The 25,806-nt window shown below is 38.4% G+C and carries 29 protein-coding genes; 2 read left to right on the forward strand and 27 right to left on the reverse strand.

The annotated features are described in order from the left end of the window. Nucleotides 1-239: 239 nt before the first annotated feature. The 9 genes from fabZ to NSA47_RS14640 all read right to left on the reverse strand — a co-directional run bounded on the left by fabZ (nt 240) and on the right by NSA47_RS14640 (nt 9,033). The gene (gene fabZ, locus NSA47_RS14600; protein WP_257533299.1) at nt 240-671 is read right to left on the reverse strand and encodes a 3-hydroxyacyl-ACP dehydratase FabZ; all 432 of its coding nucleotides are present in this window, start codon (nt 669-671) and stop codon (nt 240-242) included. A 162-nt stretch (nt 672-833) separates the two neighbouring features. Further along, the gene (locus NSA47_RS14605) at nt 834-1,871 is read right to left on the reverse strand and encodes a rod shape-determining protein (RefSeq protein ID WP_257533301.1); all 1,038 of its coding nucleotides are present in this window, start codon (nt 1,869-1,871) and stop codon (nt 834-836) included. A 319-nt stretch (nt 1,872-2,190) separates the two neighbouring features. Further along, on the reverse strand, nt 2,191-2,454 hold the full coding sequence (gene spoIIID / locus NSA47_RS14610; RefSeq protein WP_257533303.1) for a sporulation transcriptional regulator SpoIIID: 264 nt from the start codon (nt 2,452-2,454) through the stop codon (nt 2,191-2,193). Between the two features lie 271 nt (nt 2,455-2,725). Continuing rightward, on the reverse strand, nt 2,726-3,586 hold the full coding sequence (locus NSA47_RS14615) for a peptidoglycan DD-metalloendopeptidase family protein (RefSeq protein ID WP_257533305.1): 861 nt from the start codon (nt 3,584-3,586) through the stop codon (nt 2,726-2,728). Between the two features lie 847 nt (nt 3,587-4,433). After that, nucleotides 4,434-5,447 carry a stage II sporulation protein D gene (gene spoIID, locus NSA47_RS14620; protein ID WP_257533307.1) on the reverse strand — a complete coding sequence of 338 codons (1,014 nt, stop codon included), beginning with the start codon at nt 5,445-5,447 and terminating at the stop codon, nt 4,434-4,436. A 291-nt stretch (nt 5,448-5,738) separates the two neighbouring features. Continuing rightward, complete coding sequence (locus NSA47_RS14625; RefSeq protein WP_257533309.1) at nt 5,739-6,032, reverse strand: hypothetical protein; 294 nt, start codon at nt 6,030-6,032, stop codon at nt 5,739-5,741. 162 nt (nt 6,033-6,194) lie between these two features. Further along, nucleotides 6,195-7,454, reverse strand: a complete 1,260-nt coding sequence (gene murA / locus NSA47_RS14630) for a UDP-N-acetylglucosamine 1-carboxyvinyltransferase (RefSeq protein WP_257533311.1) — start codon at nt 7,452-7,454, stop codon at nt 6,195-6,197. A gap of 23 nt (nt 7,455-7,477) precedes the next feature. Then, nucleotides 7,478-8,269 (reverse strand): YwmB family TATA-box binding protein, encoded by a 792-nt coding sequence (locus NSA47_RS14635; RefSeq protein ID WP_257533313.1) that lies wholly within the window; start codon nt 8,267-8,269, stop codon nt 7,478-7,480. A gap of 224 nt (nt 8,270-8,493) precedes the next feature. Next, entirely contained in the window at nt 8,494-9,033 is a 540-nt protein-coding gene (locus NSA47_RS14640) for a DUF1694 domain-containing protein (RefSeq protein WP_257533315.1), read from the reverse strand. 354 nt (nt 9,034-9,387) lie between these two features. On the opposite strand from NSA47_RS14640, the gene NSA47_RS14645 reads away from it, so the two are divergent. Together NSA47_RS14645 and NSA47_RS14650 are read left to right on the forward strand one after the other, a co-directional pair. Further along, nucleotides 9,388-10,098: an ABC transporter ATP-binding protein gene (locus NSA47_RS14645; RefSeq protein WP_257533318.1), complete on the forward strand. Its 711-nt coding sequence runs from the start codon at nt 9,388-9,390 to the stop codon at nt 10,096-10,098. After that, on the forward strand, nt 10,098-11,699 hold the full coding sequence (locus NSA47_RS14650; protein WP_257533320.1) for a putative ABC exporter domain-containing protein: 1,602 nt from the start codon (nt 10,098-10,100) through the stop codon (nt 11,697-11,699). The genes NSA47_RS14645 and NSA47_RS14650 overlap by 1 nt, the downstream gene beginning before the upstream one ends. A 39-nt stretch (nt 11,700-11,738) precedes the next feature. Here NSA47_RS14650 and NSA47_RS14655 read toward each other — a convergent pair whose 3' ends face one another. The 18 genes from NSA47_RS14655 to NSA47_RS14740 all read right to left on the reverse strand — a co-directional run bounded on the left by NSA47_RS14655 (nt 11,739) and on the right by NSA47_RS14740 (nt 25,326). Continuing rightward, nucleotides 11,739-12,152: a F0F1 ATP synthase subunit epsilon gene (locus NSA47_RS14655; protein WP_257533322.1), complete on the reverse strand. Its 414-nt coding sequence runs from the start codon at nt 12,150-12,152 to the stop codon at nt 11,739-11,741. 11 nt (nt 12,153-12,163) lie between these two features. Beyond that, a complete protein-coding gene (gene atpD / locus NSA47_RS14660) occupies nt 12,164-13,570 on the reverse strand; it encodes a F0F1 ATP synthase subunit beta (RefSeq protein WP_257533324.1) in 1,407 nt (468 codons plus the stop codon). 38 nt (nt 13,571-13,608) lie between these two features. Beyond that, nucleotides 13,609-14,481: an ATP synthase F1 subunit gamma gene (atpG, locus tag NSA47_RS14665; RefSeq protein ID WP_257533328.1), complete on the reverse strand. Its 873-nt coding sequence runs from the start codon at nt 14,479-14,481 to the stop codon at nt 13,609-13,611. 59 nt (nt 14,482-14,540) lie between these two features. Beyond that, the gene (atpA, locus tag NSA47_RS14670; protein WP_257533330.1) at nt 14,541-16,037 is read right to left on the reverse strand and encodes a F0F1 ATP synthase subunit alpha; all 1,497 of its coding nucleotides are present in this window, start codon (nt 16,035-16,037) and stop codon (nt 14,541-14,543) included. Then, nucleotides 16,038-16,598 carry a F0F1 ATP synthase subunit delta gene (locus NSA47_RS14675; RefSeq protein WP_257533331.1) on the reverse strand — a complete coding sequence of 187 codons (561 nt, stop codon included), beginning with the start codon at nt 16,596-16,598 and terminating at the stop codon, nt 16,038-16,040. Next, a complete protein-coding gene (gene atpF / locus NSA47_RS14680; protein ID WP_257533333.1) occupies nt 16,591-17,100 on the reverse strand; it encodes a F0F1 ATP synthase subunit B in 510 nt (169 codons plus the stop codon). Before atpF ends, NSA47_RS14675 begins: the two co-directional genes overlap by 8 nt. A gap of 61 nt (nt 17,101-17,161) precedes the next feature. Continuing rightward, complete coding sequence (gene atpE, locus NSA47_RS14685; protein WP_257533335.1) at nt 17,162-17,425, reverse strand: ATP synthase F0 subunit C; 264 nt, start codon at nt 17,423-17,425, stop codon at nt 17,162-17,164. 138 nt (nt 17,426-17,563) lie between these two features. Continuing rightward, nucleotides 17,564-17,836 (reverse strand): ATP synthase F0 subunit C, encoded by a 273-nt coding sequence (gene atpE / locus NSA47_RS14690; protein ID WP_257533337.1) that lies wholly within the window; start codon nt 17,834-17,836, stop codon nt 17,564-17,566. Between the two features lie 90 nt (nt 17,837-17,926). After that, the gene (gene atpB / locus NSA47_RS14695) at nt 17,927-18,571 is read right to left on the reverse strand and encodes a F0F1 ATP synthase subunit A (protein ID WP_257533339.1); all 645 of its coding nucleotides are present in this window, start codon (nt 18,569-18,571) and stop codon (nt 17,927-17,929) included. Nucleotides 18,572-18,597: 26 nt separating this feature from the next. After that, the gene (locus tag NSA47_RS14700; RefSeq protein WP_257533340.1) at nt 18,598-19,005 is read right to left on the reverse strand and encodes an ATP synthase subunit I; all 408 of its coding nucleotides are present in this window, start codon (nt 19,003-19,005) and stop codon (nt 18,598-18,600) included. After that, nucleotides 18,989-19,237 (reverse strand): AtpZ/AtpI family protein, encoded by a 249-nt coding sequence (locus tag NSA47_RS14705; protein WP_257533342.1) that lies wholly within the window; start codon nt 19,235-19,237, stop codon nt 18,989-18,991. The genes NSA47_RS14700 and NSA47_RS14705 overlap by 17 nt, the downstream gene beginning before the upstream one ends. Before the next feature lie 388 nt (nt 19,238-19,625). Next, nucleotides 19,626-20,051: a deoxycytidylate deaminase gene (locus NSA47_RS14710; RefSeq protein WP_257533344.1), complete on the reverse strand. Its 426-nt coding sequence runs from the start codon at nt 20,049-20,051 to the stop codon at nt 19,626-19,628. A 126-nt stretch (nt 20,052-20,177) separates the two neighbouring features. Further along, nucleotides 20,178-20,807 carry a uracil phosphoribosyltransferase gene (gene upp / locus NSA47_RS14715; protein WP_257533346.1) on the reverse strand — a complete coding sequence of 210 codons (630 nt, stop codon included), beginning with the start codon at nt 20,805-20,807 and terminating at the stop codon, nt 20,178-20,180. Between the two features lie 78 nt (nt 20,808-20,885). Then, nucleotides 20,886-21,335 carry a ribose 5-phosphate isomerase B gene (gene rpiB, locus NSA47_RS14720; protein WP_306811199.1) on the reverse strand — a complete coding sequence of 150 codons (450 nt, stop codon included), beginning with the start codon at nt 21,333-21,335 and terminating at the stop codon, nt 20,886-20,888. Nucleotides 21,336-21,452: 117 nt separating this feature from the next. Further along, complete coding sequence (locus tag NSA47_RS14725) at nt 21,453-21,935, reverse strand: low molecular weight protein arginine phosphatase (protein ID WP_257533350.1); 483 nt, start codon at nt 21,933-21,935, stop codon at nt 21,453-21,455. 20 nt (nt 21,936-21,955) lie between these two features. Continuing rightward, the gene (locus NSA47_RS14730) at nt 21,956-23,017 is read right to left on the reverse strand and encodes an L-threonylcarbamoyladenylate synthase (protein WP_306811197.1); all 1,062 of its coding nucleotides are present in this window, start codon (nt 23,015-23,017) and stop codon (nt 21,956-21,958) included. A 298-nt stretch (nt 23,018-23,315) separates the two neighbouring features. Further along, nucleotides 23,316-24,053, reverse strand: a complete 738-nt coding sequence (locus NSA47_RS14735) for a ZIP family metal transporter (RefSeq protein WP_257533352.1) — start codon at nt 24,051-24,053, stop codon at nt 23,316-23,318. A gap of 109 nt (nt 24,054-24,162) precedes the next feature. After that, nucleotides 24,163-25,326: a cation:proton antiporter gene (locus tag NSA47_RS14740; RefSeq protein WP_257533354.1), complete on the reverse strand. Its 1,164-nt coding sequence runs from the start codon at nt 25,324-25,326 to the stop codon at nt 24,163-24,165. Between the last annotated feature and the right edge of the window lie 480 nt (nt 25,327-25,806).

Raw genomic sequence — 25,806 nt, forward strand, 5'->3', positions numbered from 1 at the left:
TTAACTTCTTCTGCACTCACTAAAGGAGCCAAAGGGGTAAGTAAGATACTAAAGAGACATACAAGGCTTATGATTTTTCTTAGCATTTTCACTTTCTCCCTCCTTTCTATTTTTTATTCAACTTCTTTAATTCGGCATAGACTTCTATATCTCCTTCTTTTTCTACAAAGATATTCCTAGTTTTTAACTATACAAAAAATTGAAAAACTGAGAGGAAAATCCCTCTCAGTTAAATGTGTTTATTTATTCTCCACTATGGCAAACATCAACTCTCCCTTAGCGGCTATTTCTCCATCTACTGTAGCTACCGCCGTAGCTTTTCCTATGCCTCTTCTCATGGCGATGAGTTCTACTTCCATTTTGAGAACATCGCCAGGAGTGACTTGCTTTTTAAACCTGAGTTTGTCTATACCGGTAAATACTGCGAGTTTTCCTCGGTATTCTTCTTGTACTAGGATGCAGGTGGCTCCTACTTGGGCCATGGCTTCTACAATCAGTACTCCGGGCATGATAGGATTGCCGGGGAAATGACCTTGGAAAAAGGGTTCGTTAATGGTGACATTTTTAATTCCTACGGCTCTTTTTCCTTCTTCTATTTCTACAATTCGATCTACTAACAAAAAGGGATAGCGATGGGGCAGGATTTTTTGAATGTCTGTGCTATTTAACATGGTTTTCACCTCTTGGTTTTCTGATTTACTTTAATTTACTGTACATGATTACTATTATAACGTATTTGGGGGGACAAGGGCAAGATTTCTCGTTACACTCGGAATGACAACTCTACAAAACTTTACGACATTAAAAAAGCAGCTGAGCTGCTTTTGGGATTCTTAGTCTTTTAAGGTATATCCTTTTCCTTGGGATTCTATCATGATGTTTTCTAGTAAGTCCAGGTTTTCTAGGGCCTTTCCGGTACCGTAGGCTACGCAAGAAATGGCTTCTTCTGCGATGTGGACAGGCACTCCTGTTCTTTGATGGATAAGCATGTCCAATCCATAGAGAAGGGCTCCTCCTCCGGTCATGTATATTCCTCTTTCACTGATATCTGCGGCTAATTCTGGGGGTGTTTTTTCCAGTACAGCATGTACAGCTTCTACTATGGCTGCCACGGGTTCGCTAATGGCCTCTCTCATTTCTTCGGAGGATACCGAAATGGTTTTTGGAAGTCCTGAAAGGAGATCCCGTCCTCGGATGTCCATAGAGATTTCTTCTTCTCTAGGATAAGCTGATCCTACAGTGATTTTTAGATCTTCTGCTGTTCGATCCCCGATAAGTACATTATGATATTTGCGCATATAGCGTACAATGGCTTCATCAAACTTGTCCCCTGCTACTTTGATGGAGGTGTTGACTACTATGCCTCCTAAAGAGAGTACAGCGATGTCGGTAGTACCCCCACCGATATCTACCACCATGTTGCCTGTAGGTTCAGTAATGTCCATACCGGCTCCAATGGCTGCCGCTACAGGTTCTTCAATGATGAAAGGTTTACTGGCTCCTGCCTGTAATACGGCTTCTTCTATGGCTCTTTTTTCAACATCTGTTACACCACTGGGTACGCCTACCATTACCCTAGGGCGAAAGATTTTCTTGCTGCCACAGGTTTTTGTAATAAAATATTTTAACATTCTTTGAGTAATATCAAAATCAGAAATGACTCCGTCTTTTAATGGACGAATGGCTACGATGTTTCCCGGTGTTCTCCCTAGCATTCGACGAGCTTCTTCCCCTACTGCGAGTAATTTATTGGTGTTGATGTCAATGGCTACTACGGAGGGTTCTTGTAATACAACTCCTTTGTTTTTAATGTAAACGAGTATACTGGCCGTACCTAAATCAATTCCAATATCTGTTTTCCAATTAAACATTGTTACCCCACAACCCCTTTACGGTATTTAATAGAATTCTTCTTTTCCTCTTATGGCTGAATTCCAATTATTTCCCAGATATTTTGTTCCTTCCTTGATTTTCCTACAAAAAACTTTCTTTTTCAAGTCCTTTTTGTAAATTTTACAGTTATTTAAGAAATTATTAATATTCTAGCCGATTTCGAGGTTGTTTTGGGAGTTTCTGATGTATTTTAATAAGCGCAAAAATCCTTGGTTGTATCCGCCTCAGGATGACGATCATAGAACATGAATTTTTTACAATTTAAAAGGACGTATCCTTATACGTCCCTACAATTTTTTATTCGATCTGTGATTGTTGATTTTTATATTTCATCTTAGTGGCTAGACCACCTCGCAAGTGTCTTTCGGCTTTATTCTTATCTAATACTCGTTTTACTTCCTGGGCGATTGTAGGATTTATCTTTGGAAGCCTCTCGGTGACATCCTTATGTACTGTTGATTTGCTTACTCCAAATACTTTAGCTGTTTCTCGTACTGTTGTATTGGTTTCTATAATATGATTGGCAATCTCCACTGCTCGCTCTTCTATATACCCCTTCACATCGAGCAACCTCCTTCACTGAAAAGCTTTTTTATATTCTTATGCAGTGAAGTATTATATTAGAAGGCTTTATACGGTTTTATTAGAAAAATAATATAGACAAGAAATAGGCGGTAGAAAATATAAAATAGGTCTAGTCATTGATTCCTTGTCGTCTCTCCCTAGGTGAAAGTAATTAGAATCAATGATTAGACCTAAAATTGATCTGTTGTGTTCGTTGGATTCCCATCCAACGAATACAACAAATAAAATTAATTCTTTAAATTATTTTTTATTCTTTTTTAAGTTTCAAGTCCTTTATGTAATTTTTAGGATCTTGAGGTTGGTCACCCTTCCATACTTCAAAGTGTATGTGGGGATCGTCTTCTATTTCAAACATGGCGGTATTACCTGCTTTGCCCAAAGCTTGACCTTTTTTAACTTGTTGATTTTTTTGTACATCAACCTTTTTATCTAGGTTGCCGTATTTGGTTTTGATGCCGTTGCCGTGATCAAGGGTGATGAGGGTGCCTAGCTTGGCATCTTGTTGGATATCTATTACTTTACCCTCTAGTGCAGCCTTAACTACCGTGCCCTTTGCAGCTTCTATATCTATTCCCTGATGATCTGACCTGAACTCATTTAAGGTTTGGGAAAATACTGGCTGGGTCTGATAGCTATAGTCCATGGTAATGGTGTTTTGCCCCACAGGTCTTTCCATATTGATTGCGCTGTTTTGTTCTGTAGATTTTGGGGTCTCTTTATTTTCTTGACCATTTGGGGACATCACTTCTGTTGCATTAGGGACAGTTTCTTTGCTGGTGGATTTTTCTTTATTTTCCTCTTTTTCTTTATCTTGCTCTTTATTGACTTCTTTATCTTTGCTTGCAACTGTCTGTTGTTCTTTTTCTGGGGGTTCAGGCTGAATATCCTCTGGTTGGAAATATTCATGATCATCTATCTTTTCTGAAAGCTTACTGTCCTCTTTATTGTTTTGGGTAAAATAATCTAGGTTATTCCGAGTTACATATACTGCCGTAGTTGCAATAACGGCTACACATAAAAATACAACTACATAAAATCCCTCTTTGTCTAAAAGTTTAAGTAATTTTTCTTTCGAAAACGTTTTGTCAGAAAATAGTTTTCTCTTCATTGACTACACCTCCACCTGTATTATGTCCAGATGAAGGATGGGTTTATACCTGTGTTGAAAAATTTTTATTGGATTCTGCAGGAAAACCTTTTATTAGCCTATTCTTACGCTCATATATTCCCCGTTCTAAATTGTTAGTCATTTCTGTATATAAAACTTTATTATTCCCATTAGTAGTCCTATATACATAATAAGAAAAATACGTCGTAGACTGCCCTTCTTTTTATGATAGGAACAGCTGGATTAGTTAAATTCCGACTTGCTACGTTTGGGGTAAGAGTTTGTAAAATTTGCTTTTAGCAGCGTCAAAAACTCGCTTTGCTCAAACACTTGACTTAAAACGCTTCCAGCTGCATTAACAAACTCTAAACCCCTACACTATGTCAAGTCTCCATTTAACTAATCCAGCTGAACTGCAAACAGTGCGTTATAAAAAGGCTTGTCATCGTAAGAGAAGCGAAGGGTCTAGGGTTTTATTTTTAGGTCTATGATCTTTTACTGAAGCTTAGATAGCAACCATCTTTGCAACCCACTATTTATGTGTCAGCTGGGCGAGTTAAATGGAGATTTTGCTTTGTGAAGAGACTTAGGGTTTGTTAATGAAGCTAGATAGGCGCTTTAAGTCAAGTGTCTGAGCGTAGCGAGTTTTTGACGCTTCCTAGATAGCGAATTTACAAACCTTTAGTCACGAACATGGGCAAAACGGAATTTAACTGGGCCAGCTGTTACTATTTATAATATGCGATATAGTCTACGACGCATTTTTCTCCAAAAGTGGCTCTAATATTTTATTTAAGACAAATCTATATTTTTCTACTTTGTCTACTCTCTAGAGTAGAGATCGGTCTTATTTTTTATCATAAATATCCACTATCTCCACATCTTGATAGTAGTGTTTTATAATTTCCTGGTCTTTGGCTCCTTCTTTGGCCATACCGTCGGCTCCGTATTGGCTCATGCCTACTCCGTGACCATAACCTGTCACTGTGAAAAATACTTCCTTGCCTTTGATCTCTACGGTGAAGTTAGAAGATTTGAGTCCTAGGGCTTCCCGAGCTTCCCTGCCCTTTAAAGTTTTATTGCCTATTTGAATGTTTTTGATATGTCCTCCCTCTGTTTTTTCTAAAATCTTTATTTCCTGGGCTAGTTTTTTTGTATCTATTTTAATATCTGGCATTTTTTCCTTTAATTTAGATACAAATTGATCTGTGGTCATGGTAGTTTTGTTGACCATATGAGGGGAATGCTCTTCATGTTTGCTAATGACGCTTCTTAAATAGGGGACTTTGGAGCTGAAATAATCCTCTGAATTCTCGGTCTTCCCTCCACTGGTGGAATGGAATAAAGGATCAATAAGTTCTCCATTATAGGTAATGACTTTACCCCTGGTGCTGCCCACTGCCTCCTCTAGTCTTTTCCATAGCGTTACATAGTCCAATAATCCCAATTCTTTATCCTTTTTCCACACGTTTATCCGATCTTGTTTGCCGATCCAGGCCTGACAATGGGTATGGTCGGTACACATATCATATTGTGGATGCTTTTCATTGGGGGCAGCCCCAAATTGTTGTAGTCTCATTACGGTATAGGTTCTAGCAGCTATTGCCTGGGCTTTTAGAGCTTCAAGTTCAAAAGTAACGGGCATCTCCGCTGCTACCACTCCTACGATATATTCTTCTAGTCCTAGCTCCATGACTTCATTGTTTTGATGGTTTAATACTTTTAATGTAATTTTGGTATCCGGCGGTTCTAGACTATAGTTGTCCTCTTTTTTTACTATATTACAGCCCTTTACTATAAAGGTTGGAATAATGATGACTATGATTAAAATGGTTAGTACGGTATAGCCAATGAATTTCATTGTTTCTCCCCCTTGTCTTTGGATTGTTTCGTTATAAATAGAAGGTAGATAGCCGATGGAACAGAGTGCATTTTCGAATAATCGATAAAATAGGGAAACTCTTCTCTTCTAATTTTAGATATTCTAATATATATTCTACAAAGACATGAAATATTCTTCTAAAAACTTTTTACATTTCCTGAGATTTCCCGGGAAATTTAGACATATTTAGCATTGCAGGATAAAATTTAATCTCGCTATTTCCATATAATAAAGCACCCTCTATCTAAGGGATAAAGGGTGCTGGTCATGCTATTTAATTGATTTTAATTTCGCAATATCATTCCAATTGCTACTGGTGATGATTTCTACATTATTTACGTCTTTTCTTAATTCCTTTATAGATTCCTTCAATTCTAAATGCCGATTAGCATTTTTAGGTTCTAATTCTTCCAACAACATCCTTATTTTTTGTTGTCCCTCTTCTAATTTGCTTTGCCCAGTTTCTAGTCTATGTTGTCCTTCTTCTAAACGCCCTTGTCCCACTTTAAGGTCTTTAATATCCTTTTGCATTTCCTTTAGTAATTCTAAAATTTCCTTATCCATGACTATACCCCCTTACATTTTTTGTTTTGAAAATGTAGTTATGTATATATTCATGGCGAATATATTCTAGCTATAGTCTATCATAAAGTAAAAGTCTTCCCAAATAGAATAAAAGGGGCTTTGCCAGCCCCTTTCTTTGAAATCCTTCTAAATAATAAAATTTTACATCTCTTGTCGATATATGATTGCGCCTAATCCTCTTAGTTTTTCTTCGATACCGTCGTAGCCTCGATCTATATGATATATATTATTGATAATGGTCTTTCCCTGGGCTACTAACCCTGCTAGTACTAAAGCGGCTCCTGCTCTTAGGTCTGTTGCACTGACTTCTGCCCCCGTAAGGGCTGATACGCCTTCCAAGATGGCTGTTCTGTTGTCTATCCGAATGTTTGCACCCATTCTTTTTAGCTCATCTACATGCATAAAGCGATTTTCAAATACCGTTTCTGTAATCATACTAGCGCCCTCTATCCTGGAAAGCATTGCCATCATTTGGGCTTGTAAATCTGTTGGGAATCCCGGATAGGGTAAGGTTTTAATATCTATAGTCTTCATGTTCCCATTGCTCTTCACATGGATTCTTTCGTTATCCAATTCCTCTATATAGACTCCCGCTTCTCTTAATTTTGCAATAAGCGGATGAATGTGAAAGGAAACTACATTTTCTACAATAACGTCGCCTCCAGTCATGGCGGCACCGATAATGTAGGTACCTGCTTCTATACGATCAGGGATGACTGTATGCTGAGTACCAGTAAGTTTTTTTACTCCTTGGATTCTTATGGTATCTGTACCGGCTCCCTTTATATTTGCACCCATTTTATTTAAAAAATTTGCTAGATCTATTATTTCTGGCTCTTCTGCTGCATTTTCTATGAGAGTTTGTCCTTCTGCTAGTGTAGCTGCCATCATAATGTTTTCGGTAGCACCTACACTGGGAAAGTCTAGATAAATGGTTGTTCCTATAAGCTTCTCTGCAGTGGCTTCTATAAACCCGTTGCCCATAGTGATTTCTGCTCCCAAGGCTTTGAATCCTTTTAGGTGCAGGTCAATAGGACGGGAACCAATGGCACAACCTCCAGGTAGAGATATCCTTGTTTTTCCCATTCTGGCCAACAATGGTCCCATCACCAAAAATGAAGCTCTCATTCTTCTGATGAGGTCATAGGGTGCCTCATCATTGTCAAGATTTTTACTATTTACTTCTATAATATTGGCTTTTTTTCTTAGAACATCTGCCCCTAAAGAGGTCAATAATTCGCAAAGTACTTCCACATCTTTTAAAGAGGGAACATCTTCTAAAATACACTTCTCTGTGGACAAAAGTGATGCTGCCAATATAGGTAATACTGAATTTTTTGCTCCACTAACTCTTACCACGCCACTCAAAGGGGGACTTTGTTCTACAATAATCTTTTCCAAGCTTCCACCCCCATTTCAGATTTTTAATATTCGGTTGCAATCAATGGTACACCTAACCAAAAATAAGTCTTTCCTTCTTCTTCATTGTATCGCATAGCTCCGTTAATATTGACTTGTTGTCCTCCTATTTGAAGACTATTTTTTATTTTTGGGCTATACCCTGTTAGGCTTACCATCTCATTATATTCTGCTTCTTCTATTCCTTCTACTATTTCTCCATCTGCTTTTTCAAAAGATATTCCAATAGTATCCTTCATCTTATTCCTATTCATTTTTTCAGAAAAGGTTCCTATGATGGTCATGGTGTTTTCACAAGTGAATCCCAAATCATTAAAGTGATTCTTTATATTGGATTCAAAACCATCAAGATTTTGATACTCTTTTCCAAGGGAAAGGTCTACTACAAGATAGGTGTTTATATGTCCTTCTTGGTTTTTCATGCTCTCTACAATAACCGTAAGGAGCATCTTATCCTCCAATAAAGAGGTCAGTCTTACCTGAGTATAATCCTTATCCTGTTGTGTCTGAATATCTGCCTGTTGATCCATTTCTAATTGTGTTGCTACATCTATTGCCACTTTTTCCATATGCTCTTGGCTATACTCTTTGTTTTCTATTTGTCCCCAAAAGTTCATGTTGGTTCCTGCTAGGTCTCCCTGGGTGGCTGTAAAGGCTTCCATTAGCACTTGCCCATCTGTTTTATTTTTTTGTTCATCAGATTGAGCGGGTACTTTATCCGTGGTAAATAAAAAGAAAGAAAATAATAACATACTTGTCATTGCAAATCCAATTATCCATCTTGACTGTTTTTTCATTTGTTAACCTCCCATTTTCTCAATGGAAAAGGGAGGGCTTATAGAGAAGAATTAGTAAAAGGGGGATAAAACAACTCAGCTCTATATGCAACCTCCCTAGTCATAATCATTATTGCCAGGAAGGTTTTGGTTTATACCTTAATTTTTTTTAAAATTTTAATTCACTTTCCCTTCAGCAAGGCCCCACAGATTTTGTTCTCTAGGGTGCTTGCCTAGGATTAAATTTACTTTTGCCCCCTATCACATTCACACTTAATGCCCATGATTTTATCAAAGAAGGATATTTTTTTAAACTCCTTTGGAAGATCGGGATGAATTGCTTCTGCTTTTTCAAGACAGTCTTTGCAAAGGGATTTTCCAAAGTTGTCTTTAAAAAACTGGGATATTTCGGGCTTATTCTCCATAGAGATATCTTTGCTATTTACTGCCTCATTGCTGGCTAATACTACGGCCAAGTCTCCTATAAAATCCTCTGAGCTGACTACCTTAAAATCTAAGCTTTTTTCTGTGGTAATGGCAATTAGTTGTCTTCTTTTTTCTTCTAAGATGTCTTGTCGGATAACCACTTTATCCACATGGGGCTTTTTTAAAGCTAGTTTAAAATAAAATAGCCCCGCAGCATCCTGAATTTCTTGGAAGGTTAGTCCCTTTACTACATTTTCTCTAAACAGTCCTAAATATCTTATTTTTTCTTCTTTTTTTATTTCTGGTGCTCCATAGACGCCTACGGTTAAATATTCTTCTAATTTGTCTTTGCTTGTCATGTTGATCTTCCTTTGGACTTTGTCTTGCCCTTCCTTTATATCCCATTTGACAGTTAAAATCAACTGTTTATATAAATTTTTCTTTCAATTTTAGTATTGGAGTTTATGAAAGATATATACGAGGGTAAATTTTCATAAATCAATGGTAGATGATAGAAGATGGATGATGTATGATAGTAGATATATGATGAAAGTTTAATCCATCTTATGCAAAAGCAGTCTCTTAGTATTTTTTATTAAGAATCAAAGTTGTTTCCCTATATAGTAATTTTTTAATTTAAAAATAAAAATTTGTTAAAGAATTTGTAAGGAATATTCCTTATTTTTTATCTGATTTAAAAAGGAGTTTTTGCTATGTTAATTGTAAGTCATCTGTCTAAGAATTATGGGAAGTTAAAAGCTTTGGAAGATGTCTCCTTTGAGGTACAGTCTGGGGAGATTGTGGGTTTATTAGGGCCCAATGGGGCCGGCAAGAGTACCACTTTAAAGGCCATTACAGGTCTACTTCGTCCTACAAGCGGCACCATCACCATTGAAGGTATTGCCCATAAAGACGTCCGAGTTAAGCATTTATTTACCTATGTATCAGAAACACCAGAATTGTATGAAATGCTGACGGTCATGGAGCATATGCAATTTGTGGCCTATGCCTATGGTTTATCCCATTGGAAGGATAGGGCCGATCATCTGCTGGATCAATTTGATTTAAAGGACAAAGTCAATGAATTGGGAAAAAATCTTTCCAAGGGCATGAAACAAAAAGTAGCTATTTGTACCGGGCTTTTGCATGACCCTAAGTTGTTAATATTTGATGAACCCTTCATTGGACTGGATCCTAAAGCCATTCGGGAATTGAAAAATATTTTTCGACAGCTAAAAGAAGAAGGAAAGTGTATTTTTATTAGCTCCCATCTTTTAGACTCTATAGAGGATTTTTGTGATCGGGTATTGGTGCTGAAAAATGGAAAGCTCATTGCTAAGGGTACTTTAGATGAATTAAGATCCCGGGTAGAGGGAGGAGAATCCTCTAGCCTAGAAGATGTGTTCTTGGAGGTGACAAAATAATGTCTACCTTTGGATTTCTAATCCTTCAAGATTTACGAAAGTTTAAGAATTATATTTTAGAAATTAAGAAAAAGCCCTGGAAGCTTCTCCTCTATATCTTCTATATTCTTTGGTTTGGTTTTATCCTATATACAGCCTTTAATGGGAATGGAGATAAACAGGCTACGAGTATACCCAATCTCGTCTTTAAAAAAGATCTATTTTCTGTCCTTATTAAGGCTTTGGTCTTTGTTTTGTTTACTACTACTCTCTATTCTAGTAGTAAAAATTTTGATGGATTGTTTTCTATGGGAGATGTGAACTTTTTATTCCCTTCCCCCATTAGCCCTAAGATTGTTTTGGCCTATTCTATGGTAAAACAGTCCTTTGTTTTAGTCATTACCAGTATTTTTATGGTTTTTATGTTTCCCCTTTTACAAGTTTTTTATGGCCCTCTACATCCCGGCTCCATGGTCTATGGTATCGTGGGCATTATGGCATTGTTTCTTTTTACTGTACCCTTTTCTTACTTGACCTTTGTACTCTCCACTCGTTTTGGTTTTAAGAAATGGCTACATTATTTCCTCTATGGTCTAGTGATTTTTATCCTGATGGCTATCGGTTATGGTATCTATATTCAACAGGATCTATTGCAAGGGGTATTTTGGGCATTTAATCATCCACTATTTAACTATATCCCTATTATAGGTTGGAGTGCCGAATTAATCGGCGTGAGTATTTTAGGTAAAACAGCTCTTTCTACTTTATTTTTAGTCTTACAATTGTTGACCATTGGTATTCTTACTTTTTTGGCTATATTCTTGGGAGAAGATTATTATGAGGATGCCCTTCCCTCAGCGGAAAAAAGATGGGAACTCCTCCGTAATAAAAACCAAGGAAAAAGAATGTCTATGAAGGATGCCCCTAGTAAAAAAGTGCGACAAGTAGAAGTAAAGAGTGTAGGCCAAGGTCCTTGGGCATTTTTGTGGATGCAATTGGTGAGCAATAAAAGGGCTTCCGGTTCTTTGATCTTTCAATGGAAAGTCTTAGCAGTATTGATTGTATCTATTGCTTTTGGTGTATTAATGCCCGACAAATCCTCTATGATTTACTTTATTGCCTCAGGAGCAATCGCCTATATTACCTTTTTATCTTCCATGCAAGTTTCTATTGATTATGAGTTGAAGATGAAATATATCTTTATTTTGCCCGGTCAAGCTTGGAAAAAGATTTTGGCTTTAAATATTGTACCAATAATGAAAGTGATTATTTTTATGTCCTGTGCACTGCTTCCTGTAGGCGTTATTTTTAGGGTATCTCTATTTTCTATAGTTGGGGCCTTAGCCTTTCCTATGTCCATGGTATTTTTAAATCTTTTTAGTTCGGTGATCATCCATATTCTCATTCCCAGTAGTTTTGATATGAAGGCCTTTTTTCCAGTCATTAGGCTGCTTACTTTTTTGCTTTTCCTATTACCACCGGGTATTATAGGCATTATAGTTGGAGCATATACCAATAGTGTTGCTCTTGCTTTTATTTCTGTAGCTGGCATTAATCTGCTTTTGAGCGCATTGTTTTTATGGATGAGTGAACTAATGTTTGGAAGATTGGAGTTAAGATAGAAGATAGATAAAAAAACAACCCTTTAAAGGGTTGTTTTTTTATCTATGTTGACCGTGTTTCTCTGCTACTTGTATTCTAATCAATGCTCTTTTTATGGCTGCTTGGGCCCGGGCGTAGTCATATTTGTCTTTTTCTTTGGCATACTTTTCAGCTCTTTCTAAAGCTTCTTTGGCTCTGTCTACGTCTATTTCCTCTGGCCACTCAGCTGCATCAGTTAATACGGTTACTTGGGTAGGGGTGACTTTGATAAAGCCTCCAGATAAGCTGGCTTCTTTCCACTGCTTTTCAGAGGTAAATATTCTCAAAATCCCAGTAGCCAGGCCGGTGACTAGGGGAGTATGGTTTGCCAGTACAGCAAATTCTCCCTCTTGTCCCCTAATGACCATCTTTTCTACTTCTCCCTCAAAGAATACCCTCTCCGGGGTAATAATCTCTAAACCATAGGTTGACATATTTTCACCACCTAGTCTTCCCTTTTCGTCTTCTTAGCTCTTTCCACAACATCATCTATTGTCCCTGCCATAAGGAAGGCAGATTCTGAAATATCATCATGAAGTCCTTCTAATATCTCTTTAAATCCTCGAATGGTTTCCTTTACCGGTACATAAACTCCGGATATTCCGGTAAAGTTCTCTGCAACATGGAAAGGTTGAGATAGGAAACGCTCTATCTTTCTAGCCCTGGATACAATAAGTTTATCATCATCGGATAATTCATCCATACCTAGGATAGCAATGATGTCTTGCAATTCTTTATAACGCTGCAATACCTCTTGCACTCGTCTGGCTACATTGTAGTGTTCTTCCCCGACTACCTTGGGATCTAGAATTCTGGAAGTAGAATCTAGAGGATCCACTGCTGGGTAAATACCCTTTTCTACGATGGCACGGGATAGCACTGTGGTGGCATCCAAGTGGGCAAAGGTTGTCGCTGGTGCAGGGTCAGTTAAGTCATCGGCAGGTACATATACTGCCTGTACTGAGGTGATGGATCCTTTTTTAGTGGAGGTGATTCTCTCCTGTAGGGCACCCATCTCGGTAGCTAAGGTTGGCTGATAGCCAACGGCACTAGGCATACGTCCTAAAAGTGCGGATACCTCTGATCCCGCCTGAGTAAATCTAAAGATATTGTCAATAAATAATAATACATCTTGCCCTTGTTGATCTCTAAAGTATTCTGCCATAGTCAAGCCAGTAAGTCCTATACGCATTCTAGCTCCTGGAGGCTCGTTCATTTGTCCAAAGCAAAGAGCTGTTTTATCGAGAACTCCTGAGTCTTTCATCTCATAGTAGAGGTCATTCCCTTCCCGAGTTCTCTCTCCAACTCCTGCAAATACTGAAAGGCCACCATGTTCTTTGGCGATGTTGTTGATGAGTTCCTGGATGAGTACGGTTTTACCCACTCCAGCACCACCAAACAATCCGATTTTCCCTCCCTTAGCATAGGGAGCAATGAGGTCTACTACTTTTATTCCTGTTTCAAACATTTCTGGTTCTGTTTGTTGTTCTTCAAAGCTAGGTGCTGCTCTATGGATAGGACTTTTGATAATGTCCTGGTCTACAGGTTTATCATCAATGGGCTCTCCCAATACGTTAAACATTCTTCCTAAGGTTGCTGGACCAACGGGAACGGCAATAGGTTCTCCTGTATCTACTGCATCCATTCCCCTGATTAGGCCATCGGTAGAGGACATGGCAATACAACGTACGATGTCATCCCCAAGATGCTGAGAAACTTCTACTACGATTTGTTGGCCTTCAGTCGTGATGTGAATGGCGTTATTTAATTTGGGAAGATTTTCCGGTGTAAACTTGATGTCTACTACTGGTCCGATGATTGCTACAATCTTACCAATATTTTGCTGGGCCATTTAAAAACCTCCAATCTGTATGTTTATATCATTGTTATCTATTTCAAGGCTTCGGCGCCTCCTACAATCTCTGAGATCTCTTGGGTGATGGCGCCTTGTCTTGCTCGGTTGTATGAAAGGGTTAAATCATCTATCATTTCGTTGGCGTTTTCTGTTGCGGATTCCATGGCCATTCTTCGGGCACCCAGTTCACTGGCGGAGCTTTCTAGCATGGCTCCGTAGAGGGTGTTTTGTACATAGTTAGGTATGAGTCTAGCGAGCACTCCCTCTGCTGAAGGTTCATAATCCATAAACATTTTTGCGCCTTCTTGTTTTTCCTCTTGCTCCCCTTGAAAGTTTTCTGGGGATAGGGGTAAAAGTTTTAGACTTTGGGGTTGTTGGGAAATGGTGGAAACAAATTTGGTATAAATAAGGTAGGCCTCATCGATCACCCCATCTTTAAATAAGTTCATCACTGTTCTCCCTATTTCCTTGGCATCAGAAAAACTAGGGCTTTCTGAAATACCCAGGTATTCCCCCATGATGTTATAGTCTCTTCTTTTGAAGTAGTCTCTTCCTGTACTCCCTATGGCTAGAATGGAGGCATTGTCTTTGTTGCCAATGGTTTCTACTCCTAGTTTAATGACATTACTATTGTATCCTCCCGCAAGACCGCGGTCGCCTGTGATGATGATAAAGGCTCTATTTTTTACATCCCTTGCTTCCATATATGGATTTCTCATCCCTGGGCTACCCTTTACAATCTCTTGAATGGTATCAATCATTTTTTCAAAGTAGGGCCGACCTAGTTCCGCCTTTTCTCGGGCACGTCTTAACTTGGAAGCGGCTACTAGTTCCATAGCTTTGGTGATCTGTTTGGTACTATTGATACTGCGGATTCTTCTTTTTATGTCCCTCATATTTTGGGCCATAGTTCTCACCTCCTTAAAGCGGGGCTAAGGGATCTTTTCCCCTTTCCCTGGCTTTCCTCCTACGCAAAAGTTTTCTTAAATTCTACTATTGCGTTTTTAAAGGTCTCTACGGTTTCGTCAGACATTGCCCCAGTATCTTTGATTTCTTGACCTACTTGGGGATATTGGTTATCCATAAAGGATAATAATTCTCTTTCAAAGTCTCTGATCCTGTCTACAGCTACGTCTTTAGCAAAGTCGTTGGTTACAGCATAAATGATCATGACCTGATGTTCTACTTTCATAGGAGAATACTGGTCTTGTTTTAGTACTTCTACAATTCTTTCTCCTTTGGCTAGTCGGGCTTGGGTTTCTTTATCTAAGTCAGAACCAAATTGGGCAAAGGATGCCAATTCTCTGTATTGAGCATACTCAAGACGAAGAGGTCCTGCGATTTTTTTCATGGATTTTATCTGGGCTGCTCCTCCTACCCTGGATACAGAAATCCCTGGGTTCACGGCAGGTCTAATACCGGAGTGGAATAATTCAGATTCCAAGAATATCTGTCCATCAGTAATAGAAATAACATTGGTAGGAATATAAGCTGAAATATCCCCTGCTTGGGTTTCTATGATGGGTAAGGCTGTCATGGAACCTCCAGATTTTAATTTTGCTGCTCTTTCTAATAATCGGGAGTGTAAGTAAAATACATCTCCAGGATAGGCTTCCCGTCCTGGTGGACGTTTCAAAAGCAAGGACATGGCACGATAAGCTGTAGCGTGCTTGGATAAATCATCAAAGATGATGAGAACATCCTTGCCTTGGTGCATAAATTCTTCCCCGATGGAACATCCTGCATAGGGAGCAATATATTGTAGAGGAGCTAGTTCACTAGCTGTAGCTGATACCACAATACTATAATCCATGGCTCCAAATTCTTCTAGATTATTTACAATCTGAGCTACAGTGGAAGCTTTTTGTCCAATAGCCACATAGATACAGATGACATCTTCACCTTTTTGGTTGATGATGGTATCTATGGCTAAAGCCGTTTTCCCCGTTTGTCTATCTCCGATGATTAACTCCCTTTGTCCCCTACCAATAGGAATAAGAGAGTCAATAGCTTTATATCCTGTTTGTAAAGGCTGATCTACCGATTGTCTTTCGATAACCCCAGGAGCTCTGACTTCTACTGGCCTAAAGTTTTCAGTAATGATAGGTCCTTTTCCATCTATGGGTTGACCTAAGGCATTAACTACTCTTCCTACCATGGCATCCCCCACAGGTACTTCTACTATTCTTCCGGTTGTTTTTACAGGATCTCCCTCTACAATGTTTGCGTCATCCCCTAAAAGAACACAACCGACGTTGTCCTCCTCTAGGTTTAGGGCCATTCCATATACCTCATTGGGAAACTCCAACAATTCACCAGCCATACATTTTTCCAAACCATGGATACGGGCAATACCATCTCCAACCTGGATGACTGTTCCCACATCCACCATATCCAGTTTATCTTCATATCTTTCAATTTGTTTTTTAATTACTGCACTGATTTCCTCTGGTCTGAGATTCACCTAGTTCACCCCTATCTCTTGCAGTCTAATATCTTTCAGACTATTTTTTAGCTTTGATAATTTGTTTTTCACACTTCCATCGATAATTTTATCCCCTGCGTAAATAATAAGCCCCCCCATAATTGAAGGATCTATTTTATTTTCCAGTATGATTTCTTTATCAAATTGCTTTTGAAGTTTATCCTTTAGAGCAGATAATTGTGCATCACTTAGCACTATAGCACTAATTACCTTAGCTGGTAATATGTCCTTTTCTTTATATACTAAATCTTGAAAACTTAAAAATATATCTTCAAGCTGTCCCTGTCGCCCTTTGTCTATAAGAATATAGAGAAAGTTTAAAAGATAAGGTTCAACAGCTTTTCCAAAGACTTCTTTTAGAATCTGTTTTTTTTCACTGCGGATAATCTTAGGAGAGTTTAATAATCCATAAAATTTTTCTTCTCCCTTGATTTGATTGACCACTTCCCCCAATTGCTCGTGAAACAAATCCAATACATTATTTTCTTTTCCGATTTCTAAAAGAGCTGAGGCATATCGAGTAGCCACTAAATTAGACATGGATATCCCCCATCTCTTCGATATATTGTTGTACTAATTTTTCATGTTCTTGACTATCTAAGTTTTTCTGAATGATGCTTGCAGCAGCAGCTAATGCGATTTCAATCATGTCATCCTTGAGCTGATCCATAGCCTTTGCCTTTTCTCTTTGAACTTCTAGATTGGCTCTTTCTAAAATTCTCTTGGCCTCTTGCTCAGCCTCTTGTACAATTTCTGCTCTGCGTACATCTCCCCTACGGGTAGCCTCTGCTATAATTTGTCCAGCCTCACCTTTGGCCACATCTATCTTTTGTTGGTAAGCTACTTTTAGTTCCTCTGCTTCTATTTTTGTTTTTTCAGCATCTTCTAAATCACCAGCAATCTTATTCTTTCTATCTTGTAGCATCTTTGACACAGGTTTAAATAAAAAGTAAGATACCGCTGCAAATAATATAAGCGTATTGACAATTTGCATGATTATTGACCACCATTGGATGCTTACTAAACCTACTTCTCCTCCCATCTAGCTATGCCTCCTTTCCTATACGAAATTCTGTCATGGAATAACAGGGGTAGAGATCATGTTATCCAATTAATCTAATTAATGGATTGGCAAATAATAAAATCAAAGCAATGATTAGACCATAGATCCCTGTAGTCTCGGCTACAGCTGCACCTAGAAGCATTGTTCTTACAATATCCCCCTGGGCTTCTGGTTGTCTTCCTACGCCTTCTGCCCCTTTACCTGCTGCATATCCTTGTCCTATACCAGGTCCTATACCTGCGATCATAGCAAGTCCTGCTCCTATTGCTGAACATGCAAGTATTAATTCTTTTCCTGTAATCATTCGATATTCCTCCTTTAATATGTCTGTTTCAAAATAAGTACATTTTTCTCTCATTCTTTTGCATCAGATTTTGTTATTCTACATATAGTGAAGAATCTACGGTTTAAGATTCTTCTCTACAACATCTGGATGACTCTATTATCCAATTAATCTAATTAATGGATTGGCAAATAATAAAATCAAAGCAATGATTAGACCATAGATCCCTGTAGTCTCGGCTACGGCTGCACCTAGAAGCATTGTTCTTACAATATCCCCCTGGGCTTCTGGTCTTCTTCCCACGCCCTCTGCTCCTTTACCTGCTGCATATCCTTGTCCTATACCAGGTCCTATACCTGCGATCATAGCAAGTCCTGCTCCTATTGCTGAACAAGCAAGAATTAGCTCTTTTCCTGTGATTCCTTCAAACATGAAATATTCCTCCTTCTCTGCACGATTTTTTCTAATCAATAATCGGTAAAAATTTTATGCTTTTACCTTGTACCTCTTCATCCCCATCTCCTAATCCATTGCTCCAGAAATGAATACCATGGATAACATCAGAAATATAAAGGTTTGCAATAACCCAGAAAATACGTCAAAGTATATATGGGGAAGCACAGGGACTACAATTGGTAGTACCGAGTAAAGTAACCCCATAATGATAACTCCTCCTACTATATTTCCGAAAAGACGGAAGGATAGAGATATGGGATTGGCAATTTCTCCAATAATATTTAAAGGAAGCAATAGGGGAAAGGGTTCTATAAATCCCTTTAAATAACCTACTCCCTTTGAACGCAAACCATAATACTGGGTTGCAAAGAAGGTCATCAGCGCTAAGGCCAAAGTTGTGTTTAAATCCGCTGTTGGCGGTCTAAGGGCTAGTAAGCCACTTAGATTGGCAAAGGCTAGATATAATGCCAAGGTTCCCATATAGGGAGCAAACTTCATCTTATCCTCGCCCATGGTGGATTTTGTTAAACCATTGATGGCATCTACAAGAATCTCCATGATGTTTTGGAATGTTCCAGGAATCTTCTCTAGATTTCTTCCTCCCAACCATGCTAGAAGGATAATCACCAGCATAATCAGCCAAGTGGTTGTGATGGTTTCTGTAATTGGTAGACCAAAAATGTAGAACATAACCTTTGGTGCGTATTCCATTTTCATCCCACCTTTCCTTTGAGATTTTAATGCTTACTTTTGCTCAAAACTTCTTTTAATAGATTTCCACTATTCAGGATATTACTTATCATAATCATGGTTTTTAATAGTAATAATCCCATTATAGTCCCTAAGACATTAATATAGGGAGCTTGTATGGATACAAATAAAACTATTCCAGTAATAAGGTATCTAATCATATATCTACTGGAAGCATAAACCTGTGCCTTTCCTGGAGGTAGTTGTACTGCTTTATTTAAGGTAATATACAATAGTCTAAAATTCAGAAGGGATAGAATCAATCCAAATACTATGCCTACAATGAGGGGAATAGGATCTGAATGAAAAAGTGATCCAATAACTAGGATGACAAAACCAATGGCTACTCCCTTGAGAATATATTTTATATCTAAGGGTCTATCCTTTTTTATCATCTTTTTGTTCTCCATCCTTTCGTCCCAATCTTGTTCCTATAACATAAAGATTACGAAGGGCTGACAATGCACCCAAAGTGACAAATATAATAAGGAAAAGATTATTTCCTGAGAATTTTTTATCTAAATAGTTACCTAAAAGAACCCCTCCAATTATTGGCAAAATCATAGATATGCCCAATTGACTTAACAAAACAAGATTGCTTAAGGGCGATCCATCTTTTGGGGGCAACTTATCACCTCTTTGAAATAAATTGTTGTTAAATAAATAATAATCCCTATAGAAGGGATAATATTACTACTTCTACAAATTACCTGTAAATCCCTTCTTGAATTCTTAAAAATATTTATTTTTTTCTTTTAATGAAAAGATAAAGAAAATTTGTTCCTTCTATAAGATTTTTTCTCTTTATTCTTATTTCTAACGGTTTCATCTTTAAAATTCTTACGATAGAGCTATAAAAGTTAGACAATTCGTGAATATTTCAAAAATTTTTCGGGGATTATTTGTACAGCTTTCTAGAAATTCTTATGAACTTTTCGGTGATTTTATGTTAAAAATATAACTAAAATTTTTCTTTATTTGTCCTTATTTTCTATCTTTTGCCTTTATTTCTTTTTCATTCACTGGCTATATAATTTTGTAAATACACTACTTCAATATGAGGAGTTAGTGCTAGCCAATCTATTTTAGGTGGGTATTTTTCTGCAAAGACTACTCTCGTAATGCCGGAGGTAATAATTAATTTTTGGCAATCAGGACAGGGTTGATGGGTGACATAGAGGGTAGCTCCCTGTCTTTCCTCTGGCGAGGTTTCTAATAGGCAATTGACCTCGGCGTGTATGGTTCTTTTGCAATGGCCATCCATAAGGTAGCATCCTTCGTCCTCACAATGGGGCAAACCAGAGGGGCTACCATTGTATCCTGTTCCTTTTATTCTTTTATCTTTTACCACCACTGCCCCTACATGGAGTCTGGGACAGGTACTTCTTTCTTTTACTTGATAGGCAATGTCCATAAAATAGGTATCCCAATCTTTTCTCATGAGTGATTCCCCCTTTATCTAAGTATTGGTCATTCTAGAGGATGACAAAACCTCTTCTTTATCCTCTACTCGATAATCAATTTAAATTAAGGTCAGACTTTTAAAAGTCCGACCTTAATCATTTTATTATTTGGTTCCAAATAGTCTATCCCCAGCATCCCCTAGTCCGGGAACAATATAGCCGTGATCATTTAGCTTTTCATCTACAACAGCTGCATAGATGTCCACGTCGGGGTGGTCTTTATTGATGAGATCTATTCCCACTCGGGAGGCTAAAAGGCACATGAATTTAATGTTTTTTGCTCCTCTATCCTTTAAAAATTGAATCCCTGCAACTGCTGAACCACCTGTGGCTAGCATAGGGTCTAATAGGATTAGATCTCTTTCTTCGATATCACTAGGGAGTTTGCAATAATATTCTACGGGTTTTAGGGTTTCTGGATCTCGATACAGTCCTATATGACCAACCTTAGCTGCGGGAATGAGGTTAAGCATGCCATCCACCATTCCCAATCCTGCTCTGAGTATAGGAACAATACCTAGCTTTTTCCCTCCTATCACCTTGGTCTTCGCCTTACCTACTGGAGTTTCTACTTCTGCATCTTCTAGAGGCAAATCCCTTGTAACTTCATAGGCCATTAATGTAGAAATTTCATTAACCAATTCTCTAAATTCCTTAGCCCCTGTGTTAATATCCCGAATAATGCTCATTTTATGTTGTATTAATGGATGATCAAAAATCATTACTTTTCCCATTTGTCTACCTCCCTTGTTTTTGTTTGGCTCATCAAATTGGCACTGTTGAGTGCGTTGGATTTTGATTAATAAAATCCCTTACTTACTATACTTTCTCTCAATATCCGTCATTTTATTAACTCGTCTTTCATGACGTCCCCCTTCAAAGGGAGTATCCAACCATATGTTTACAATTTCCACTGCCAAATCTGGTCCTGTCACTCTTCCTCCTAAGGCTAGGATATTGGCATTGTTATGTAATCTAGACATTTTTGCGGAGAAACAGTCTCCCACCAATGCCGCTCGAATGCCTGGTACTTTATTGGCAGCAATCGAGATACCTAGCCCTGTACCACAGATTAAAATTCCTTTTTCGCACTGTCCCTGAATAATAGCTTCTGTTACCTTTTCTGCAAAATCTGTATAGTCTACCGATTGGGTAGAATGGGTCCCGAAGTCTTCCACTTCATATTCTTTACTTTGTAGGTGTTCTTTTATACGTTCCTTTAGCTGAAACCCGCCATGGTCACTACCGATTGCAATTTTCATCATCATGCACCTCCAAATATTTTTATCCTTTCGGTCTAGCTATTATTTTATTCCTTATCTATTCTACTATATATAACTACGTATAAGCAATTTGAAATGGAAATAAAATTCCCTCTTCTATTTTCTATTCTCTAGTAACTTTCTCAAGATCTTCTCCAGCGCCCCTTGTATTTCTTCTGCTGTTTTTCTATACTCCTCTATGGATAGTCCAAAGGGGTCTGGAATGTCTAGGGCTAAATCACCCTTTTCCTCTCCCTGAGCATATTCCAGAAGGGTAAATACTTTGCCCTGTAAATAGGGTTCCATTTGAAGAATTTGATCCTTATGTCTTTGGGTCATGGTAAGGATAAGGTCGGCCTCTTGGGCTAGTTGGAAGGTTAAAGCCTGGGATGTATGAGGGGTGATGTCAATATCCATGTCCTCCATTACTTTTATGGCTTTGGGGTTGGCTGGCTCCTGCTGCAGCACTAAGGTACCCGCTGAAATGATCTCCATATCTTCAATGTCATTTCCCCTATTCCCTGTAAGTTTTTTAAATATCCCCTCCGCCATACTACTGCGACAGGTATTCCCCGTACAAACAAATAATATTTTCATCATTTTTATTTCTCCTTTATCCTTTATTTTGCCACATGGATTATTCGATGGCCTGCTGCTTTCGTCATACGATTGATAATGGCAAAGCCTATTCCTTGACTGCTAATGCTTTCTGCCAATATCACATCCACTTTCTCTTTATCAAATTGTCGTAAAAGGTCAAATAGATTGGAGGCTATACTCTGGGGCTTGTCCCTTTGTCCCAAGGATAGGACGATGTCTCCCCTATAGTCATCCTTTGTTTCCACGGTAGCAAGAATCCCTACCTTTTTCCCCTGCAATTGGTATTCTTTAGTCAGGGCATTGATTTTTTCCACTACCGCCTTTGTAGGCCCTTCTATCATAGTCATAGGGGCCGCGGGTGCATAGTGGGTATATTTCATCCCTGGGGATTTTGGTTGATATTGTTGCCCTAGGTCATCTAAAATTCCTGGGTCTATATTTACTTCCCCCAGTAGATTTTGTAAGTCTTCATAGGTTATTCCCCCCGGTCTTAATATGGTGGGAATGGGTGTGGTTATATCCACTACAGTGGATTCTAAACCAATCTGGGATGGATCTCCTTCGATGATAATATCTACCCTCCCGGTTAAGTCCTGAATCACATGCTCGGCTTTTGTAGGACTGGGTTTCCCCGATAGATTGGCACTGGGCGCTGCTATGGGCAGTCGGGTTTCCTTGATCAACCAATGGGCAATGGGATGAGAGGGCATACGAAGGGCTACTGTATTTAATCCTCCGGTTACTTCCTTTGGTATGATGGAAGATTTCTCAAAGATAATGGTCAGAGGACCAGGCCAAAAGGCTTCTATTAGTTTTTCTGCCACCGGCGGAATAGATGCCACCAAGGGCTTTATTTCTTCTTTATCTGCAATATGTAATATCAAGGGATTATCTGAAGGCCTCCCCTTAGCCTCATATATTTTTTTTACAGCCTTTGGATCTAATCCATTGGCTCCTAATCCATATACTGTTTCTGTAGGGAAAGCCACTGTTCCCCCCTCTTTTAACACCTGGGCTGCTTGTTGTATTTTGTCCTGATCCTGTTGGTTACCTTCTATGGTTAACACTAAGGTATTTATCATTTGTTTCACTCCTTCAATCTCTACATAAAATCAACATTTTCTAACTATTTTATTCCGACAGAGAATCTCATACGGAGGAATAGAAATTACTTAGTGACGTCTTTGCAAATGTTGATTATAACACCCAATGAATGGAAATATTAAAGCCGTCTAAAAGCCTGGATGTTTGACCCTAGGGAGTTTCCAGGCTTTAGGATTTAATATTGGAATGAATTGTCGGTGTTATTCAACAATGCAATCAAGGAACGGGTATTTTCTATTCCTCTGATCACACTCCCTTTTCCCCATATTATTTTTATTATATCAATGATGAAAGGAGGATACCACCGATTATGCCCAAAATAATTCCAAATCCCGAAATCCGTCCTTTCCATATTTCCCTAGACCTTGGAATGATTTCCTGACAGGTGATAAAAAGCATAGCTCCTCCTGCAAGTCCTAGGCACCATCCAATAAAGGCAGGAGAAATTTCTCCTAAAAGAGCTCCTAAAAATGCGCCTACGCCCATGGGGATACCGGCCAACAGGGTATAAAAAAGTATCCGTATTTTCTTCACTCCCCCAATAGACATAGGGGTAGCCATGGCTATACCCTCTGGTATATTATGAAGGGTAATCACTAGAGCTAATCCCAAACCCAACTGAGGAGTAGCCATAAATCCTGCCCCTATGGCCAGCCCTTCTGGAAAGTTATGGGCTGCTATACCGATGCCTATAAGTACCCCTGCTTTTATAAATCCATCCCTTTGCTTCTTTTTTCCCTTTTCCAATAAGTCCATAATTTCATCAATAATGGTGATTATGGCTACTCCACAGATTATTCCAAAAACCCCTAGGGGGACGCCCACCATTTCAAAAGCTTGGGGCAATAGGTCAAAACAGACGATGGATATCATCAATCCTCCTGCCAATCCCAATATGACGCTAAAAGCTCTCTTGGATGGATGGATAAACAAATAGGCTGAAAGTCCTCCTATACCAGTCCCCACCATCCCTGCCAAAAATCCAATGATCGTAATCATTAATAGTTTTTCCATTTGCTCATCCCCTAAACATACAGAATCAAAAGAAAAAAGATGCCCATAGGACATCTTTTGTATAAAGCTCTATATATTACTATGCTATTTCTCTCTAATTTAGTAAGAATTAACCTAGGTTTTCACCTAATACTAGACTTTTTTTTTGTGGGAAGGAAGCCTTGAGTAATGGAGGTGTAATTAGGGTAGTAACTACTACCATTAGGATTACTGTGGTAAAGATATCTTGGTTAATTACTCCTAGACTTAATCCTAGATTGGTTACAATCAATGCTACCTCCGCCCTTGGAATCATTCCAATACCGATTTGTAAGGCTTCTTGGAAGCTAAATCCATTCATATGAGCTGTAAATCCACAACCGATTAGTTTTCCTATAACAGCCGCAACAACTGTAGCTAGGCCAAAGAGTAAAACATGGGACATTCCAGCAAATTGTACTTGAAAGCCTATGCTTACAAAGAATATCGGCGTAAAAATACTATAGGCAATATTTTGAATCTGGTAGGATATCTTATCCTGATAAGGGGTTTGCGAAAGAATCACTCCAGCAAAATACGCTCCTGTAACAGCTGCCACACCAAGTTCCTCAGCCACAAAGGCTAATGCCAGGCAGAAGATGAGTGAAAAGGTAATAATTCTATCTCCTGTTGCAAGGATGTTGGAATGCTTGCCAATAAACTTCAAGAAGGCAAATGCAATCGCCATGACAATAATAAAGAATAATACGATTTTACCAATAACTAAGAATATATTTCCTCCTGCTGCAGGTTTGATGGCTGCAATAACAAGAGTTAATAGGATAATTCCTAAAATATCATCTATAATAGCGGCACTTAATATGGTAATGCCTTGTTTTGTATTAAGATGCCCCATTTCTTTAAGGGTTTGTACTGAAATACTTACACTGGTAGCACAAGAAATTACACCGATAAAGATCCCTTCCATTAGGCCTATGTCAAAGAAATGAGTCACTATTACCGCAAGGACAATGGGAACAATCACTCCACCTATAGCAACCATCGTAGCTGCTTTCCCTGATTTTTTCATCTCCTCTAAATCAGTTTCCAATCCAGCCATAAACATAAGAAGGATAACGCCTATATCAGACATATGCAATATGGTATCATTGGGATGTATGAATCCAAAAACAGCTGGCCCTATAAATATCCCTACAATGATTTCTCCCAATACTGCAGGTTGCTTTAGTTTTTTGGATATAAAACCCCCAACTTTTGCGAAAAACAAGATAAGTGCAATTTCTAATAAAAACACAAATACCATCTCCAGTCAGTAATAATTTATAAGGGTTATATCGAAATATGCCTACCTCCTGTAAATAAATCACATATACTATGATGCTACATTTCTCTTTAATTGTCTATGTAGATATATTACAAAATAAGGTTCTAAGGTTTCTACAAAGTGTATAGGGAGAAATTTTCTCCTCCATCCCCATTCTTACGCATTATTTTTTCCTTTTTCATTCTTCTGTAAATCCATTGATGGAGTTGTCTGAGCATTCTCTTCTTTATATTCTCACAGATTTTCTAAAAAATTCTTATTTAGCAATCTTTTTAAAGGATTATCCCGGGAAAGCAATTATCCTAATAAAAAAACATCACTTTTTAAAATGAGGTGACCCCTTAAAGTTAGACTTTATTAGCGAGACAGTTTCGGCTGCCTCGCTATTTTTATGCAGCCTGAAGACTAAGTCTGTATTGCACTGGACTTAGCCATCCAAGTTTCTCTTTA

Source organism: Irregularibacter muris, assembly GCF_024622505.1.
Lineage (GTDB): Bacteria > Bacillota > Clostridia > Eubacteriales > Garciellaceae > Irregularibacter > Irregularibacter muris.